15 protein-coding genes are annotated in these 19,623 nt (G+C 36.7%); 9 read left to right on the top strand and 6 right to left on the bottom strand.

Annotated features, from left to right (window positions below):
- Positions 1–50 precede the first annotated feature (50 nt).
- The 3 genes from Q1K34_RS07085 (at position 51) to Q1K34_RS07095 (ending at position 3,310) form a co-directional block, all read left to right on the top strand.
- Complete coding sequence (locus tag Q1K34_RS07085) at positions 51–1,016, top strand: App1 family protein (protein ID WP_300436406.1); 966 nt, start codon at positions 51–53, stop codon at positions 1,014–1,016.
- Between the two features lie 668 nt (positions 1,017–1,684).
- The gene (locus tag Q1K34_RS07090; protein WP_300436409.1) at positions 1,685–2,476 is read left to right on the top strand and encodes a ferritin-like domain-containing protein; all 792 of its coding nucleotides are present in this window, start codon (positions 1,685–1,687) and stop codon (positions 2,474–2,476) included.
- 30 nt (positions 2,477–2,506) lie between these two features.
- Positions 2,507–3,310, top strand: coding sequence for a ferritin-like domain-containing protein (locus Q1K34_RS07095; RefSeq protein WP_300436412.1), 804 nt, complete (start codon positions 2,507–2,509; stop codon positions 3,308–3,310).
- Between the two features lie 51 nt (positions 3,311–3,361).
- Here Q1K34_RS07095 and Q1K34_RS07100 read toward each other — a convergent pair whose 3' ends face one another.
- On the bottom strand, positions 3,362–5,734 hold the full coding sequence (locus tag Q1K34_RS07100; protein WP_300436414.1) for a glycogen debranching protein: 2,373 nt from the start codon (positions 5,732–5,734) through the stop codon (positions 3,362–3,364).
- A gap of 151 nt (positions 5,735–5,885) precedes the next feature.
- Between Q1K34_RS07100 and Q1K34_RS07105 the strand changes: the two genes are divergently transcribed.
- Complete coding sequence (locus Q1K34_RS07105; protein ID WP_300436417.1) at positions 5,886–6,878, top strand: alpha/beta fold hydrolase; 993 nt, start codon at positions 5,886–5,888, stop codon at positions 6,876–6,878.
- 215 nt (positions 6,879–7,093) lie between these two features.
- Here the strand turns inward: Q1K34_RS07105 and Q1K34_RS07110 are convergent, their stop codons facing one another.
- Complete coding sequence (locus tag Q1K34_RS07110) at positions 7,094–7,687, bottom strand: hypothetical protein (RefSeq protein WP_300436420.1); 594 nt, start codon at positions 7,685–7,687, stop codon at positions 7,094–7,096.
- A 165-nt stretch (positions 7,688–7,852) separates the two neighbouring features.
- On the opposite strand from Q1K34_RS07110, the gene pyrR reads away from it, so the two are divergent.
- The 5 genes from pyrR (at position 7,853) to Q1K34_RS07135 (ending at position 11,346) form a co-directional block, all read left to right on the top strand.
- The gene (gene pyrR / locus Q1K34_RS07115; RefSeq protein ID WP_300436423.1) at positions 7,853–8,392 is read left to right on the top strand and encodes a bifunctional pyr operon transcriptional regulator/uracil phosphoribosyltransferase PyrR; all 540 of its coding nucleotides are present in this window, start codon (positions 7,853–7,855) and stop codon (positions 8,390–8,392) included.
- A 7-nt stretch (positions 8,393–8,399) separates the two neighbouring features.
- Positions 8,400–9,332, top strand: coding sequence for an aspartate carbamoyltransferase catalytic subunit (locus Q1K34_RS07120; RefSeq protein WP_300436426.1), 933 nt, complete (start codon positions 8,400–8,402; stop codon positions 9,330–9,332).
- A 55-nt stretch (positions 9,333–9,387) separates the two neighbouring features.
- Positions 9,388–9,720 (top strand): ribonuclease Z, encoded by a 333-nt coding sequence (locus Q1K34_RS07125; protein ID WP_300436429.1) that lies wholly within the window; start codon positions 9,388–9,390, stop codon positions 9,718–9,720.
- A 35-nt stretch (positions 9,721–9,755) separates the two neighbouring features.
- Positions 9,756–10,664 carry a ribonuclease Z gene (locus Q1K34_RS07130; protein WP_300436433.1) on the top strand — a complete coding sequence of 303 codons (909 nt, stop codon included), beginning with the start codon at positions 9,756–9,758 and terminating at the stop codon, positions 10,662–10,664.
- A gap of 175 nt (positions 10,665–10,839) precedes the next feature.
- On the top strand, positions 10,840–11,346 hold the full coding sequence (locus Q1K34_RS07135; RefSeq protein ID WP_300436437.1) for a CAP domain-containing protein: 507 nt from the start codon (positions 10,840–10,842) through the stop codon (positions 11,344–11,346).
- A 444-nt stretch (positions 11,347–11,790) separates the two neighbouring features.
- On the opposite strand, the gene Q1K34_RS07140 is transcribed toward Q1K34_RS07135, so the two are convergent.
- The 4 genes from Q1K34_RS07140 to Q1K34_RS07155 form a co-directional block, all read right to left on the bottom strand.
- Entirely contained in the window at positions 11,791–13,260 is a 1,470-nt protein-coding gene (locus Q1K34_RS07140; protein ID WP_300436440.1) for a S41 family peptidase, read from the bottom strand.
- 374 nt (positions 13,261–13,634) lie between these two features.
- Positions 13,635–15,494 carry an OmpA family protein gene (locus tag Q1K34_RS07145; protein ID WP_300436443.1) on the bottom strand — a complete coding sequence of 620 codons (1,860 nt, stop codon included), beginning with the start codon at positions 15,492–15,494 and terminating at the stop codon, positions 13,635–13,637.
- A 16-nt stretch (positions 15,495–15,510) separates the two neighbouring features.
- Complete coding sequence (locus tag Q1K34_RS07150) at positions 15,511–16,407, bottom strand: type IX secretion system membrane protein PorP/SprF (RefSeq protein ID WP_300436445.1); 897 nt, start codon at positions 16,405–16,407, stop codon at positions 15,511–15,513.
- A gap of 13 nt (positions 16,408–16,420) precedes the next feature.
- A partial coding sequence (locus Q1K34_RS07155; protein ID WP_300436448.1) for an HYR domain-containing protein occupies positions 16,421–19,623 on the bottom strand: 3,203 nt, incomplete at its 5' end.

A 19,623-nucleotide genomic window follows, 5' to 3' on the forward strand; every position in this document is an offset into this window, starting at 1 on the left:
CTAAAATTAATTAATTTGGAAAGAAGGAATTTAAAAAAAACGCCAATATTTTGAAATTAGATCTTAAGCTGTATCGCGGATATTTGAACGAAGAAGAACTTATCGTTTTTGGTCATTTATTCGAATCCTGGGCTCCAGATAAATACAGCATTGAAAGGAGGGGGATCAAACATGCCTATTCCATACTGCATAAGTTTCGAATAAAGCCTTTGAAGAACTTTGAAATCCGTCTAAAATTTAAAGATCTGGATGTGACCACCAAAACTCAGGACGATGGCTATTTTAGATTTACCATTCCCTACAAAGCTAATATTGAACCTGGCTGGCATACCTACGAGGTGAGTTGCAAAATGTTTGATTTTGGAATGGTGGAATTAGGTGAGATTCTTAAACCATATCCTGGGAAACTGGGAATAATTTCAGATATAGACGATACTTTCTTAATTTCTCATAGCAATAGTTTTTTTAAGAAACTCTATGTTATGCTTTCTAAAAATCTCAATAAAAGAAAGATATTTAATGATGTGGTTAATCATTATAAGAGGCTGAGCAAGGCAGGGCAGGATAGTGAAGAGTCTTCTAATTCGTTTTTCTATGTATCCAGCAGTGAATGGAATTTATATGATTTTATTACTGAATTTGCCGATTTGCATGAACTACCAAAAGCCGTCATTAAACTGAAAAAAATAAAAACAGGCTTACGGGATTTTGTGAGATCGGGGAGGGGCAACCATGATCACAAATTTGTTAAAATTAAAGATATTATTTCTTTTTATCCAAAACTTGAATATGTCCTCATCGGTGACGATTCCCAGCATGATCCTTATATCTATGAGCGTATTTGCAAAACTTTTCCCAGGAATATTAAAGCAGTATATGTGCGACAAACTTCCCACAAACAGAATAAAAAAGTTCAGAAAGTGATGGCTAATATAGAAAGCATGAATGTTAGCACCTGCTATTTCAGGGATAGTGAAAAAGCAATTCACCATTCTGAAAGGGAAAAGCTTATATAAAAAAGCTTCAGGAATTGCCTCTACAAAATTTATATTAAAAATTTTCTTTCTGAAAAACTTGTTTTAGGCAATTCAATACTTATTGGAAATAAAATGCTTTCAAATCCATCTTAATCTTTTCTTTCTCCTCACCCGGAACTGCGAAAAATCTGGTACGACTGCAAATTGAGATATAGCGAAAACCGCGACGTATAGCTCGTAGGAATCTGTCGATTTAAAAAAAATCTTCTGAAGCAGGTAAGAAGAAAAAATTTAAATTCCGATAATAAAAGTAAATGGTTTAATGAATATCCGCTTTCTCTCTTAAAATCTTGCGGAGTATCCATCTGACTTTGATTTATACGGAAATAAGATTCTGAAACAACTTGAAAATAACAGAATTTACCAGTTTACAATATTTTGCGGACCATCAAAAAGTTTTAGGAAAGGTTTTTTATTTGACAACCGGAGTTAGTTTTTACTAAAACCTCTTATTTCCTCTAAGAATCCTCTTTCATTACTTCTCTTAAAATATCGCTGAAATTGAGAATATGACAACTAAACTCCCCTTTAACTGTTAATTGTTCTTTTATTAGTATAAAATTTTAATAAACTGAAAACCAGCAGCTTATATGTTACGTATATTTTGATAAAGATTTGAATTTTTATTAACCATTAAATATATAATTATGAAAAAACACATGATTAATGTGGAATTTGCAGATCTCGGATCTGGCGAAAAGAACAATTCAAGGAGAAAATTTCTTAAAAAATCGGGACTCCTGGTTGCAGGAACCGGGTTGTTCATGTATTCCTGTAGCGATGAAAATTTAGATGAAGATTTGCAAGTAGCCGACGCTAAAGGAAAAGGAGAAGGACAGGGACAGGTTTTTAACCTTGGAAAAGGAGACCTGGCGATTCTGAACTATGCTTATATCCTTGAACAGTTAGAGGCAGCATTTTATGCTAAAGTTGTAACTGAGAGTGGATTATCTTTTACACCTGTAGAAGATAATGAAGAACAAATTTTTACCGATTTGTATTATCATGAAGTAATACATCGGGAATTTTTCAAAAAGGCTTTAAATACAGTTGCACCTCCGGGGAAAGTAGCACCAGATCTTATTTTTGATTTTAGCAGTGTAGATTTTAGTGATCGGGCTAATGTATTAACTGTTTCCCAAATACTGGAAGATACCGGTGTTTCAGCTTATAACGGTGCCGGGGAATTACTTGAAAATCTCGATTATTTATTGGTAGCTGGGAAAATCGTTTCTGTGGAAGCAAGGCATGCTTCGGCTATTAGAAACTTAATTGCGCCAGGTACCACTAATTTTGCTTCAGATGAAATTCTGGTAAAACTTCTTGGTACAGGGCCGGCTTATGATAAGGCTACTCCACCATTGGAAGTACTGCAGGCCGTTAAGGCAACCGGGTTTCTGGAAACAAAACTTATTACCAATAATTTCCCAACTGCATAACTGAAACATAAATTTTAAAAAGAAAAAATCATGAATATTATAAAATTTTTAGAAAACATTTCTGATCCTGAGATACTTAATTCCAGGATGTCCAGAAGAAATACTTTGAATAAAATAAAAAAAACAGGTAAAGATTTTGCTTTGGTATCAATTCCATTTGCGATGGCCGCCACCAGTAAGGAAACTTCCGCAGCTACCATGTCTATGTCATCGGCTGCTTATCAGGCTTCGCCAACCGAGGTACTTAATTTTGCATTAACCTTAGAATACCTGGAACGAGATTTCTATGATATGGGAATAGATTCAGGAGTAATACCAGAAAGAGACAAAGATGTTTTTGGATTAATCCTGGACCACGAACAGGCTCATGTAGATTTCCTGCTTGCGGCTCTTGGTGATGATGCAATCGCTAAACCAAATTTTGATTTTACAGTTGGCGGGGCTTTCAATCCATTTGACAATTACGATACTTTTTTAGCATTATCTCAGGGATTCGAAGATACTGGAGTGCGTGCTTATAAAGGACAGGCAGGTGCTTTAGCAGACAATGATACTTTATTGCGGTATGCTTTACAGATACATTCGGTAGAGGCAAGGCATGCAAGCCAGGTAAGAAGAATGAGGGGATCAAAAGGATGGATCACTTTCGATAATCATAATTTAGGTGATGCTTTTGATCCTATTTATGCCGGAGAAGCCAATACAACCCATCTTGGTATAAATCTCTCAGGAGATTTTGAAAATTTTGGTGGAGATGCGGCTGTGACAGAAGCTTTTGACGAACCTTTAACAATGGCAGAAGTTAATGCGATTGCAGGTTTGTTTATTGAATAAACAATTGTTTTTGAAAAGCCCCGGAATTTTTATCCGGGGTTTTTTTATTCATTACTTTGTCGAAATATGAATCTCTTTTCCAGTCATAATAAATACTGAATTTTTACCAGTTTCTTCTGAAATAAGTTCTCCTTCGATTTCAAAATCAGTCAGGGGAAAGATTATCCGGAGCTTCCATTCTGGTTGAGTTTGGGTAATTTTTACTGATATCCTGCCATTTTCTTCCGAATAAAAAATGGAAACAGAGTTATCAGAAATCTTCACATTTTCCAGCGAAGCTACCTTCCAGGAGGATGGAAATTGAGGATGTATGGTAATGGTTTTTTCCGAAGCCATTGGCTGGATCCCAAAGAACTGCTGGACAATGGGAATGGCAAAACTATAAATATTCCAGGCTTGAGTGATCATCCCATAATCTGGGGAAACTTCATACATGCTTCCCGGTAAGGCATAACTAAAAGTCCTGGTCATTCTCCTTAAATAATCTATAGCTTTATCTGGATTCCCATAATTGGTTTCAGCAATTGCCAAAACTCCGGTGGGTAGCGTCATTACCGCTCCCGTATAAGAAAATATCTCACTTCCTTTAAAGGAGGATTCATCGGTGCCCGCAGTTTCATCACGATCTATTCCTGTTACAAAAACACCAAAAGGATTGGTAAATTCTTCTGCTGTCTTTAGCGCAATTTCAGCCTTTTCAGGATCTGCTATTCCCATTTCCATGGGAGTGTTAACAACCCAATTATGATGAAGTACAAAGGGCCTGGGTTTATCTGATGGATTATTTAATATATATTTTTTTGTATTCTTCAGCTCTTTTACAGACCAGGGTTTTTCTAATGTATCGGCCCTAATGATGGCATCATCTATTAGCCGTAATGCCTGCTCATCGGTTCCGATAAAATCTGCATAAGAGCCAAATTCATCTGACCAGAACTCTTGGTTAATCTTCTTCTTTAAATTGGCAGCCATTTCCTTATAAGTTTCCGCAGTATCAACTTTTCCAAGTTCGGTAGCGATAAGGGAAGCATCTTCAAAAGCTTTTTGGGTATAAACCGCCACATCTATCATTTCACTGTTGAGGCCATGAATTTCCATCATTCCGAATCCGTCTGGAAACAGATTTTTATTGGCGTCATTTTCTGAAAGGAGCCAGTTTAAGCCTTTTTGGATCGTTGGAAAGTATTTTTCCAAAAATTCCCTATTACCATTCCATTTATAGATTTCCCAGATCAATGAAGCAAATTGAGGAGTTTCATTGATATTTCCCTTGTTAAAAACAGCTCCGTTCGTAGACATTTCATGGATAATTCTGCCATTCCCGTTTACTGCCATAGAAACACTGTCTAATAAATTAATAGTGCTATAAACCGGCTCGGTTTGTCCCACTGCCATATAGCCTTTCAAGGCATATTCGCTATCTACCCCAAACCACCACGGATAATCCGGGATTCCTGCCGTGATGCCTTTTCCAATTTTAGGCACTTCCTGAACCAGCCATGCCGAATTGTATTTGAGCCATTCAAAAGTTTCCTGTAAGTTTTTATCTGGAATAGTGAGCCGGGATCTTTCCGCCAAATTCTTGTAGCGATCTCTCTTTGCTATTATCTCTTTACTGAGATTCTCCTGAATATCCCGAAAATTTTTTAAAGTTTGAGAAACAGAATTATACGATCCTGCCAGATAAAAGGTAATTAATTCTGAACTTCCGGCAGGAATTGATAGATTGTAACCCAGTAATGTTCCCGTTCCCAATCCTTTATATTTTGAAGATAGACTTTGTTGAAAATCTGAATCCCTATCTGCACGGTACACAGCACTCCAGGAATTCAGGCTATCTCTAATAAACCAGTAGTCGGCATTCCGGTTATAAAGAGCTTTATCTTTTCCATCGGTCATATTTGTTCTTTCGCCCAGCCAGGTTGGCCTTAAGTCAGAAAAAGCTTTAAATGTAAAATCCAGTTCCCTGGCTGTTTCAGAATTATTTTTAATTATAAATTGTATAGCAATACTTTCCTTTTCATCTGGAACAAATTGCCATCTTTCTATTTCAATTCCCAGGGCTTCCCATCTAAAATGATGAGAACTGGCTACGGGATAATTTATAAAAGTACCTGCATTATTCAGGATTAAGGAATCACCGGCATGAGAGAGTACTGCTTCAAATCCGTCAAATAGCTTAATGGGATGATTCCATATTCCGCCCATTTCATCTTTGATATGCCAACCCAATTCCGGAAAACTACCATCCTGATGTCCCACAAGATATAATCTGTTTCCAGCATTTACGAAGGGAGAGTTTAAATAATTAGATTTGCCAGGGATAGCGGGAGATTCTTTTAGCATTTCAGAAATCACTGGCATTTGCTGAGAATATAGAGTGATAGAAACTAAAAATACGAACAGATAAAGGAGATTTCTCATGGGATCACTTTATGATTAGCAGTAAATTTACTGTAAAATTTAGAGTCTCCTGCTCAATATTCCAGAAGCTTATTTAAGACTGAAGCTTACTCAACATGAGTTATTTCAAGAGTAAGTGTTTTAAAATTAGATATTATTCTTATCATTGGATATGAAAAAAAGATACTGGGCTATTTTATTTCTTCTCATAGCTCTTGGCATAGCCTATATTTCTGGCCCGGTTCCCGAAACCCCCGAGTACTCTCAAAAATTACCAGCATTGCCATCTCGCCTGGAAAATCTTCAGGAGTATATTAGGATTAAAGAAGATTCCATGCCGGTTCGGCAGGATAATCAGGCAAGGATTTTATGGCAGGATTCCATTCCGAAAAAAACATCGTATAGTATTGTTTACCTACATGGTTTCGCAGGAAGTTACAGGGATGGATATCCGGTAAATAAAAATATAGCTGATACGCTTAATGCAAATATTTTTATGGCTAGATGGGCAGGTCACGGGCTTAAATCACCTGCTTCCCTGAACAATTTTTCAGCGGAAAATGCATGGAAATCTGCAAAAGAAGCTTTGGCTATTGGAAAGAGGATAGGAGATAAGGTGATTATTATGAGTACCTCTACGGGAGGTACTTTAGCAATTAAACTTGCCGCTGAATATCCAGACCAGGTTTATTGTATTATTAATTTATCTCCCAATCTTGAAGATGATCAGCCAGGAACTTTTGTGCTGAATACTCCCTGGGGTTATGAGATTGCCAGTCTCATATCTTTCGGAAAAAATAAGAAAATTGAGCATGAACAGGAAATAGCAACTCAATATTGGGATACGATATATCCTTCAAAAGCTTTGGTAGATTTGCAGGTACTTGTGGAAACAACCATGCTTCACAGTACTTTTAAAAAAGTAAAATCCCCGGTACTTACTTTATACTACCACAAGAATTTTATGGAAGAAGACGAACATGTGGAAGTAGACATATATAAGGAAGTATATAAATTATTTTCAACTCCAGATTCTCAAAAAGTTTTAAAGTCTTTGGAAACCCCGGAAACGCATTTTATTGGGAGTGGTATCAAGTCTCAGGATACAAATATTGTAGAAAAAGAAATTGTAGATTTTCTTATATCCATAGGCGTGGAAATTTAACTTTAAAAATTCCCCGATGACTCTGTCTCAGGGTTTCCGTTTTATATCTCCTTTGGTATAGATCGGAACCGCTTTTTTGTAGTTCGGGGTATGGGGAAATAAGATATCCCGGTTTTGGCTGGGGAGGTCGAAATAATACCGATAACTATTGGTACGGCGAAGTACCCCTTCAGCTTGCCTCGGTTATCATCGGTTTTGAGAAGTTTTTTATTTTATTATAAACATCGGTTTAAAAACTCTGCATAGCCCATAGAGTTTTCAGCTTTAAGTTCAGCATTTTCTATGATTTCCTCAATGAGTGAAAGCCCGCATTTTAGCTCTTTATCCCCAAAGCATTCAATTCCAAAAGTATACCAGATGTCGTCCTTTAATTTGACCCTGGTATATTCTATTTGACAGCCAGAAGAGATAAATTCGTCAGATTTAATCTTTACAAATCCTTTATCAGCATCTTTATTAAGTTTAAAAGACAGCCTTTCTTTAGATACTCCAATCCAATTGTATTTTTCTTCTTCAACGATTTCTTCATACAAAGAGTCTTTTTCAGTAGAAGAGAAACTCCATTTGATATAACTTTCGAAATAGCCCTCGGCTTTGCAGAATTTCTCTTTTTCAGATCTATTTATTCTGTTTTTAATTTCAACATTGCCTTCCCTCAATTTTATCCCGATATCTTCTTTTTGTAATGGAAGATAATAGTCCTTCCTGGGATTGGTATTTTCGAAAGTATAACTGTTTTCTTCAAACCATTTGCTGATAGAAGAATTTTCAGTTTCAAAAAACCATCTTATTTCTTCGCTTTTGAACATCCTTTAAATTTTTTTCCTTTTTCAACTTTTTCGGATTAGCTTTTCAGCCTTTTAAATTTACTAAATACAAATGTTACATTGTGTTTAGGAAATTATAAGATCACCTAAAACATATAATTCAATCCAAAAAAAACATTACTTTTGTGCCAATCTACAATTAGACTTATGAGCCGGAAAGTACTATTAGACGCTACCCAACTCAATATTATTCTACATCGTTTGGCTTGTCAATTAGTAGAAAAACATACAGATTTTAAAAATACGGTTCTTGTAGGTATTCAGCCCAGGGGAGTGCATGTGGCCAATAGGATACATAAAATTCTGAAGGAGGAATACGGTCTCGAAAATATCAAAACCGGTCAGCTGGATATCACTTTTTATAGAGACGATTTTAGAAGGGGAGAGAAACCCCTCGAAGCCAATAAAACCAAAATTGATTTTGTAGTAGAAGATAAGTGTGTGGTCTTTATTGATGATGTGCTTTATACAGGCCGAAGCATACGTGCAGCATTAACGGCGATCCAATCATTTGGCAGACCCGATGAGATTGAACTTTTGAGCCTGATAGACAGAAGGTTTAGCAGGCATTTGCCCATTCAGCCAGATTATAACGGCAGGCAGGTAGATGCAATTAATGAGGAAAAAGTAAAGGTGAGCTGGAAAGAAAATGATGGGGAAGATGCGGTTTATCTTATTTCAAAATAGATAAAAAATGAGTAGCGAATTAAGTGTAGATCACTTATTGGGAATTAAATACCTGAAGCCCGACGATATAGATCTAATTTTCAAAACAGCCGATCATTTTAAAGAAGTAATCAACCGGCCTATTAAAAAAGTACCCTCACTCAGGGATATTACCATCGCCAATCTATTTTTTGAAAACAGCACCAGAACGAGGTTGTCTTTTGAACTTGCCGAGAAAAGATTAAGTGCAGATGTTATTAATTTTTCAGCAGCGTCCTCTTCGGTTAAGAAAGGCGAAACCCTCATTGATACCGTAAATAACATTCTGTCTATGAAAGTGGATATGGTGGTGATGAGACATCCCAATCCCGGGGCAGGTATATTTCTTTCCAAACATGTTAAGGCCAGTATTATAAATGCCGGAGATGGTGCACATGAACATCCAACCCAGGCTTTATTGGATTCGTATTCCATCAGGGAAAAACTTGGGGATGTAAAAGGTAAAAAAGTAGTTATTGTAGGTGATATTTTGCATAGCAGGGTCGCGCTATCCAATATTTTTGCTTTAAAACTTCAGGGAGCTGAAGTAAAAGTATGTGGCCCCAAAACTTTATTGCCCAAACATATTGAATCACTTGGAGTAGGAGTGGAGATGGATTTGAAGGCTGCTTTGGAATGGTGCGACGTGGCAAATATGCTAAGGGTACAGAATGAGCGTATGGATATTAGCTATTTTCCCAGCACTCGTGAATATGTAAAGCAGTTTGGCCTGAACAAAAAGCTTTTGGATAATTTAAATAAAGAAATTGTGGTGATGCATCCCGGCCCTATAAACCGCGGAGTAGAAATTACCAGTGACGTTGCAGATTCAGATCATGCTATTATCCTGGACCAGGTCCAAAACGGAGTCGCTGTTAGGATGGCTGTGATTTATCTTTTAGCTTCGAAAATCAAGCAATAGAGACACTTTTTATTTGGATTTTTGTTTTACTTTATCTTTGAAATAAAAAACTTATATGAAAATCACCAAAAAAGAAAATTTCCTGCTTGTTGAAAATGAAAATGATTCTTTAACCGAGTTTTCTTCAAAGCTTACAAAGCAGCATATCGAGATCCAGAAGGAAAATGTGGTGGTAAATCTTACTCAGCATCCAAATATTTCTGCAGATCAATTGTTGGCATTTCTTGAAATTTCTAATGTTCACAGAGCTGAGAATAGAAGTTTTATTCTAATAAATGATTCTCTGGGAATTGATGAACTTCCGGAAGAGCTAGTGATAGTGCCTACACTTCAGGAGGCAGAAGATATGATACAAATGGATGAGATCCAGAGAGATCTTGGATTTTAAAAATCCTTTGGCCCCGAATTGAAAATTAAAGTTGAATGAAAATAAGCATTCTTGGTTGTTATGCAGCCACCCCTCGTAGTTTTACTAACCCTACATCACAGGTTCTCGAAATTAAAAATCATTTATTTTTGATTGATTGTGGAGAGGGAACTCAGGTACAGTTAAGGCGCAACAAGATCAAATTTTCAAAAATCAAGCACATCTTTATATCGCACCTACACGGTGATCATTTTTATGGGCTGGTGGGTTTGGTATCTACCTTTAGATTGCTCAACCGGGAAAACGAACTCCATATTTACGGACCAAAAGGCATTAAGGAAATTATAAGCTTACAGCTGAAATTAGCCAATTCCTGGACTAATTTCCCATTAATCTTCCACGAATTAACCTCCAGGGAACCTGAAATTTTATTTGAAGATTCTAAAGTGGTTATTAGCACCTTGCCACTAAAGCATAGGGTCTACACGAATGGATTTCTTTTTAAGGAAAAAGCAGGAGATAGAAAATTGCTTATAGATAAAGCCGAGGAATATAATATTGATTATACTTTATTCAGAAGTCTAAAAAAAGGGAAGGATGTGGTTTCTGAAGATGGAAAACTTATTCCGAATCACCTGGTAACCGCAGATCCACCTGCACCAAATTCCTATGCTTTTTGTAGTGATACTGTCTTTGATATGGATTTGGTACCCTTAATAAAGCATACCACGGCATTATACCATGAATCCACCTTCCTGGAAGATCAATTGGAGCTTGCGTTTCCTACAAAGCATACCACCGCAAAACAAGCTGCCACAATAGCCAAAGCTGCTGAAGTAGAGAAACTTATCCTTGGCCATTATTCTACCCGCTATGAAAATATTGAATTGTTCCGCGAAGAGGCTTCTGAAATATTTCCCAATATCATTTTAGCCGATGATGGAAAGGAAATAATCGTTGAATAACCAATTCTTAGATCATTCAAATTAAGTTTTTAAACGACTGAAACAGAGTAAAAATGCCGTAAATTCCTACATAAAATGTTAAAATAAGCCAAATTTTAATATTTTATTAATTACGATGTGTCTTTAATCGGTAAAATATGTAGATTTATCTTCCCTGAATCTAACATATTGACCTATGAGAAAAATTACTTTACCAGGATTAACATTCATATTATGTACACTTTTTCTTACATCTTGTTCGAAAGATAATTTATCTGAAGAAGTTTCTTCCTATGATCAGGTAGTAACAGAAAGATTAGAATATAATTATAATTCTATTGAGGTAGAAATCCTTGAAGAGATAAACTTATATAGAAGGGCATTGAATTTAATTGAATTAAAGCCAATGGTAAACCTTTCCATAGAATCTGAAAAGCATAACCAGTATATGATATCCCAGGGTGTAGTTAGCCATGATAATTTTTCCCAGCGTTCCTCATTTTTAATACAGGAGGTTGGAGCCGATAAGGTTGGAGAGAATGTAGGTTATGGGTATAGGACCTCACAGGCAGTTGTAAATGCCTGGTTGAAGAGTAAAGGACACAAAGAAAATATTGAAGGAGATTATACTCATTTTGGAATTTCAGTAAGGCAGGATGCAGATGGAAAAAATTATTTCACCAATATTTTTATAAAAAGATAAAAAAGTAAGTTTTGTTTTCCCCCCAAATTGTAAAAAAGGTTCAGGCTAGAGGCTGAACCTTTTTTTATGCTTAGGCTTTGCGAAAAGGAATCGGTATTTTAAATGTTGATTAACACTAAGTAATTTAAATGCACAAATATTAGGTTTACCCTGCGTCTTGGTCTTCTTCCGGTTTATTTCGCCTTTAGTGGCCGAAACCCGTACAGATAGGAATGTATGCCAGAAAAAGCAGTTCCGGATGTGTGGAAGGAGGTATCTACTTCTTTAAGTATACCCATTTCATTTTGAAATATGATAATACTTTTAAAAATGACAAGGAAAAGACTGCTTAAAAAAGCCATAGATGAAAGTATCGTAGTAGGATAATTAGGTTTGAGATCCTATTATTATGGATCTTCGCTAGGACAATTTCCGGACATTCTAAGCAGTCTTGTATAGAGCTATTTATTTATCAAGCTTCGGCAGCTCATTAATGTACATTCTCTGATATTCAATATTATTCATTCCACTTTCTCCAAGCTGATTAAAATCTAATCTTTGAATAGCTGATTTATTGGTTTGAGAACGTCCCAAAATATCATTGATAGCTTTTTCAAGCAAGGGTTCATTTGATTCACCCAGAACTCCAAAATCATTTAAATTCTCTACATAGCTAATATCGGGTTCAAGGCCATCCACATAATCTGATACCCCAACCGAATTAATGGATTTATACACCAGGGGTTGCATTGCATAGGTATGATTGCTGCTTGCACCCGCCTTACCAAAATCTTCACTGTCATATAAAGTTACTGATGCCTGAAATTTACCTACGGTTCTATCACCTACCTGAATAACATTTATATAAGGATTCAAGGCATTTATAACAAGTTCACTTGCTGAAGCACTGGAGCCTGAAGTAAGTACATAAACTTCTGAAAGGTTTAAACTGTTAATAGCAGTGCCATTTCTTAGTTTATCATCAAATCTATTAATTAAAGCTTCAGGATTTTGATTTTCAAAATGATTCTGGTATTTGTCATTCCATCTTTCTTTTATAAAAACTTTTTCATTGAATTGCCCTGTGATCATACTCGAAAGGTCTTTAGCTGATTCTACCGAACCGCCGCCATTATACCTAAGGTCAAGTATTAAGTCTGTAATTCCCTCTGCTTTAAAGTCTCCGAAAGCGTTATTTAGTTCATCATCAAAGTTTGCTATAAAGCTATTATACATGATATAGCCAATTTTCTTTCCTGAAATATAAAAGGTTTTGGAGATATAAATAGGGTTTTCGGTATAAGCATCATCGGTTAAGGTTACCTCATTATTAGTGAGTACAATTTGATTGTCCTCTACATAACCAACATTAATGGTGATGGTTTCCATCGCTATAAGCCTTTGGAAATTAGAAGAAGTAAGCTTTTGTCCATTAATTTCAGTAAAGATATTTCCTCTTTTAAGACCGGCTTCAGCAGCAGAAGTATTTGGCAATACATATCTAATAATGCCGAAAACATTTCCTGTTCCTGAAATCTGGCCTATCCCGAATTTAATCCCGGTTGCACCACTCATTCCCTGAAAACGTTCTTCCAGGCTGTTGTAATCGTCTGTTATAAAACTAAAACGATCAAAAGGAGCGGTAAGGTCATCAAATAGTGCTTCAGGGGAAGAAGTCCCGGCTAAAAATTCCTGCTTTTCATTGGAGGTAGAAAAAAAGTTATCAGCCAATTCGGGGACATCAGCTTTATAAAGGTAAATTTCATTAAGCCCGTTGTACACGAAATTCTCAACTTCTAATTCTTCATTTTCAGGAGGATTAACAACATTTTCCGTTCTGTTTTCAGTATTTTCCATAACCTCCTCATCCTTGGTACAGGAAGTAAAAACCAGGAAGAAAAGACAATGGAGTATTAATAAATTTCTCAGTTTCATAAGTATTATTTTAAGCAGATTTAACCGCTGATTTTTACAATTTTTTCTATATAGTTCAGGAATTATGCCAAAAAATGTTAAAACCCTATGGAGCTAATATAGATTTGAATACTGGTAATACTTACGGAAATAAATCGAAAAAGGTTCAGGCTAGAGGCTGAACCTTTTTCTTTTCAATCGATTTGTTGGGGTCGATTTACATTATTTTAATAATCCATATTGGTATTAAGAACCCCGTGATCGATTTTAGTAATTTTAAAAATAAATAGAAAGAGGCTACCTGAATTTTGCTGTCTACTTCCGTAGTATACGGAATGGTAGGGGGGAGTCAGCAATAATTCAAAATGCCTCTTTCCTTCAGGTTAGTTAGCTATTTATTTCATTTTAACAACGCTAAACATTGATCTTCTATTTAATTGATGGTCTTTTTCTGAACAACGATCACAGTTTATAGCCGGTTTGGTTTCTCCAAAACTTTTATATTCCAGTCTGTCTTCTGAAATTCCTTCTGAAATTAGATAGTCATAAGTTGATTTTGCCCTTCTTTCTGCAAGCTTCTCGTTATAGGCATTGCTTCCCCTGCGATCTGTATGAGAGCTTATTTCTATAACAAGTTCTGGATATTCATTTTGCATAAGATCTACCAGTTTAGCAAGTTCCTGAGCTGCATCTGGCCTTATATTCGATTTATCAAAGTCAAAATAGATATTGTCAATTTCAGCAAGATATTCTACGTCCTTAACCGGATTTAGTTGAATGTCATAACGCATTTCATCTTTATCATCTGAATCTTCCGAACTTATTTCTCCCTCAAAGGTTTGATACTCTATTTCCTTAGCTTCTACGGGAATTGTCTTATCTCTGGGAATCTCGGTTTCATAATTTCCATCTTTATCAGTTTCAAGGAAAGCCATTTGCTCCCCATTTTCATCCATCAATCGCACTGTAGCTTCCGGAATGGGATTTCCATTTATGGCATCGTTCACCGTACCTTTAAGAATTAGCGGATTTAATTTGTTGAAAACATAAATATCGTCACTTCCACCGTCGCGATTGGTAGAGATATAGCCTTCACGAGAATCTGCTACCTGGAAATATGCAAAATCATCCAAATTGCTGTTGATAGGTTCGCCTAGATTTTCAATTCCATCATCATCGGTCATTTTAAAAATATCAAATAGACCTAAGCCTGCATGGCCATTAGAGGAGAAGTATAAAGTCCCGTCGGTATCCATAAATGGAAAGGTTTCATCAAACTCTGTATTTACTGAATCACCTAAATTTTCAGGTGTTCCGAAGTTTCCATTTTCATCTATGGCTACTTTATATATATCAGTTCCGCCGAAACCATTTGGCATGTCTGAAGTAAAATAAAGGGTTTTACCGTCTGGGGATAGGGAAGGATGTCCCACGGAATATTCGTTGCTATTAAAGCTAAGCTCCTTTATATTCACCCATTCTTTTCCAGAATTTGTAGCTGAATATAGCTTAAGGTGGTTTGTTTTCTCTTTATCTCTTTTACCTTCTTTATTGTCTAAATAATTATTCCGGGTGAAAAACATGGTTTGCCCATCAGGACTAATCACAGCAGGGCCATCATGTAATTTTGTATTTATGTCTCCGCTAATAGGAGAGGCATTTCCAGAAGCTTTATCCAATACATACATATCCAGGAAAGGTTCACCATTCCAGCTATAGGTTTTGTCTTTTACATTTACATCCTTCGCCCTGGCCGAAACGAAATAAATCTGATCGTCTTTTACAAAAACTCCAAAATCACTCACTTCAGAATTAAAATCTGAACTTTCCAGTTTATAAGTAGCTTTGCTTTTATACTCGTCTTTATTCAGCATCTTCTGAATTTCAGTAGATTCCTTTCCGCTTTCAAGATATTTTTTAAGCCATTGTCTGGATTCGTCATATCTTTTTACACCGCGAAGTGCCTGGGCATATTTATAATAATATTCAGGAGAAATAGTAGTGTCTTCGATGATGTCTCCATAATAAAAAACCGCATTCTCAGGACTACGAAGCATCATATAAGCATCTCCTAATTTTTTCGAATTATAGGTGATGTTGTATTCATTTTCGATAAGCTCTTTGTAGACATCGGTTGCTTCCAAATAGGCAAAGTCTTTATAAAGTCTATCTGCCTTTTTTTGCTTACCACTCTGTGCCTGCACACCAATAGAGCAGGAGAGAAGTATCAGGAATAAAGAGTAAAAATTTTTCATAATAAAAGACTATAGGTTAGAAGAAACGGGGTGATTTATACCTGGTGTTCTTAAATCTGAATTCATAGATCAGTAAGAATTCATGTGATCCTGAAGTATAAGGCTGAATATCAGAAATTGAATATTCATACGCATATCCTGCACGGAAGCCCGGGAATAACTGTATATCCAAAAAAGCTCCAATAGCGTCATCGATACGATAGTTGGCTCCTAAATAAAATTTCTCGTTGAAAATTGCTGTTGCAGTCATATCTACTGAAAGTGGTGCGCCACTGGTAGCTTTTACCAGGGCAGAAGGCCTTAGCTTAAAATTTTCATTTAAATCGAATACGTAACCGGAAGTAAGGTAGTAATGTACCTGTTCCAAAGCTTTAAATTCTTCCAGACGATTATTATCTTTATTAATAAGCTTAGGAGCTGAGAAACCAACATACCAATTTTGAGCTGAAAGATAGGCGCCGGCTCCAAAATTTGGTGTCCATCTATTAAATTCATCTGAAAAGAAAGGATCGTTACCACCGGTAGGATCATCTAATCCGTAATAATAGGCACCCGCCTTAAGACCTAACCTTAAGCTTACCTCTGCACTAAGATCTACCCGGTAAGAGAAATCCCCATAAACAAAAGTGGTATTCTCATCACCAATCTTATCGTTGATAACTGATAATCCTAAACCAATCTTATCATTTCTTAATGGCGAATTGATAGATAGAGTCTGTGTTACCGGCGCTCCATCTACACCTACCCATTGGTTACGGTTTAGAGCTGTTATTGAAAATCCGTCCCTACTTCCTGCATAGGCAGGGTTAATGGATATCGTATTATACATATATTGAGTAAACTGAGGGAGCTGTTGCGAAAATCCTGGGGCAGCAACAAACAAAATCAATATGATTATAAAAACTTTTTTCATGGTTTCCCTTTTTTTATTTAGTTCCTAAGTAGATGTAACCTTGTATTGGTTCAAATTGACTATTTCTGATTTCCAGAACATAGAAATAAGTTCCTGAAGGCAGTTGATTCGAGCTTGTAAACGAGCTATCTGAGTAACCATCCCAGTTATTCTGATAATTGTTAGCATCAAATACTTTGGCTCCCCATCTGTTGAATATTTTCAGATCATAGGTAAAGCCACATTCTGTATCCAGATCTACCTCAAAGAAATCATTGATATTATCTCCGTTTGGAGTCACTGCTTTTGAAATACCGTCTCTAAGATCTTCAACACTACAATCTAATACTATACAGTCATCATTTATCAATAATGTTACTTCAGTAGTGGAAGGACAAATACCACTTACCTGATATTCAAAAGTATATTCACCAACTTCTAATAATGAAGGATCTACAAATTCATTATCAATAGCACCAGTATTATTAGTATCTATCCATACACCTGTATCATCAAAATCTCCGCTGAACAATTCGAAAAGATCAAAAGTAGAGTCTTCAATACATAGATCTATCACACCGTTATTTACGAGGTTTATTTCCTCAGCTACCGGTTCATTGACCTCTACAGTTGTAAATTCTGAAATTTGTCCAAATTGATCCTGAGCAACTACATCATATAGTCCTGGAGCCAGATCTGTAAATACACCGCTTTCTATAAAGTTTTCACCATCAATACTGTAAGTTAGCCCAGTTTGTGTTTCAACAGTTATAGTTCCTGTTGGCTCAGCACAGGTGGGTTGTGTTATTGAAACAGATGGCCCAGCTGGAGGAGCAGGAGCAGGATCTTCCTCCACAGTGATTGTGAATTTACAAGTTGCTTCATTTCCATTATTATCTGTCACTGTATAGGTAATAGTTGTTTCTCCTAGAGGAAATTCTTCACCTGATGCAATACCGCTAGTCATTGTGGTGGTTGTTTCACCGCAATTATCTGTTGCAGTGATCGCATCATACGTAACTATAGTTGATGTGGTTCCAAATTCCACATTTACCGTAAAGCTTTCAGGACAGGTGATAGATGGCGCTTCATTGTCTACAACAGTTACTGTAAAGCTAGTGCTTGCAGTTTGTCCTGCTGTATCTGTAGCAGTATAGGTTACAGTAGTTTCTCCAACCGGGAATTCAGATCCTGAAGCTAGTCCTTCTGTTAATACCATACTTTCAATTCCACAATTATCTGTAGCTGTAGCATCTTCAAAGTTTACAACAGCACCACAAACACCGGTATCTGTATTAACGGTGATATCATCCATCTCACTTATTTGTGGAGCTTCATCATCAGTAATAGTTACCGTAAAGCTACAGGTAGTAGAGTTACCAGCTGTATCTGTAGCTGTAAATTCAACAGTAGTAGTTCCTACAGGGAATTGTTCACCACTGGCGGGACCTGCAGTTTGGGTTATGCTCACCTCTCCGGAATTATCAAATCCAGTAGGAGTCTCAAATTCAACAATGCCACCACATACTCCTGTTTCAACTCCTCCAGTATAATTTGAAGGGCATTCCAGGCTAGGATCCTCATTATCTTCAACAGTAATTGTAAAGCTGCAAGTTGTAGAGTTACCAGCTGCATCTGTAGCTGTAAATTCTACAGTAGTAGTCCCTATTGGGAACTGAGAACCGGAAACCGGTCCGGCAGTTTGTTCAACACTTACCTCACAATTATCTGTAGCAGTTGCATTTTCAAAATTCACAATAGCATAAGCCTCTCCAGTTTCAGTGCTCGCAGTGATATTCGTTGGACAGGTAACTTCAGGTGCTTCATTATCGATTACTGTTACGGTAAAAGTTTCAGTTGAAACATTTCCATTTATATCGGTTACTGTATAAGTCACTGTAGTAGTTCCAACCGGGAATTCAGATCCCGATGCCAGTCCTTCGGTGATTTCAACAGTTTCAATTCCGCAATTATCAGTTGCGTTAACTTCGGCGAAATCAACCACAGCTCCACAAATACCTTCATTACTATTTTGGGTGATATCATTAATTTCTTCAATAACCGGAGTTTCGGAATCGGTCACAATTACATCAAAACTACATGAGCTTGAGTTTCCAGAGTCATCGGTTACAGTAAAGCTTACCGTGGTTGTTCCCACAGGGAAAATCTCACCGGGTTCTAAACCGCTGGTTTGTTCAATTGTTGCAGAACCTGAATTATCTGAAAATTCAGGAATGGTAAAATCAACCACAGCACCACAAATTCCGGGATCATTTTCCAGATTTATATTTTCTGGACAAACTATTTCAGGACCTTCGGTATCATTAATATTGATAGTTACCGTAGCCGTATCGGTTCCACCATTTCCATCAGAAATAGTATATTCAAAAGAATCTATACCGGTAAAACTATCATTTGGAGTGTAAGTAATCGTTCCATTTTCATTTATTACTACAGTTCCATTTTCAGGATCGATAGTTTCAGTAACTATTAATTCATCACCGTCAATATCACTGTCATTGTTTAGAACAGCGATATTTACAGGAACATCCTGATCTGTAGTTGCTGCATCATCTACAGCTATTGGCGCATCATTTTCTGAAGTAACATTTACAGTAACTGTAGCAGTATCGGTCAATCCATTTTCATCTTCGATGGTATAATCGAAAGAATCGGTACCGTTAAAGTTTTCGTTCGGCGTATAAGTAATGGTTCCATCGCTATTGATCACAACCTGTCCGTTGGCTGGGCCATTGGAAGTAGAAATCACCGATAGCTCATCCCCATCAGGATCTGAATCATTGTCAAGTACGGAAACAGTAACCTCGGTATCTTCAGGAGTGTTTACCACATCATCCACGGCTATTGGTGCATCATTTTCTGAAGCAATATTTACAGTAACTGTAGCAGTATCGGTCAATCCATTTTCATCTTCGATGGTATAATCGAAAGAATCGGTACCGTTAAAGTTTTCGTTCGGCGTATAAGTAATGGTTCCATCGCTATTGATCACAACCTGTCCGTTGGCTGGGCCATTGGAAGTAGAAATCACCGATAGCTCATCCCCATCAGGATCTGAATCATTGTCAAGTACGGAAACAGTAACCTCGGTATCTTCAGGAGTGTTTACCACATCATCCACGGCTATTGGTGCATCATTTTCTGAAGCAATATTTACAGTAACTGTAGCAGTATCGGTCAATCCATTTTCATCTTCGATGGTATAATCGAAAGAAT

The sequence above is a fragment of the Christiangramia sp. genome (assembly GCF_029937855.1).
Lineage (GTDB): Bacteria > Bacteroidota > Bacteroidia > Flavobacteriales > Flavobacteriaceae > Christiangramia.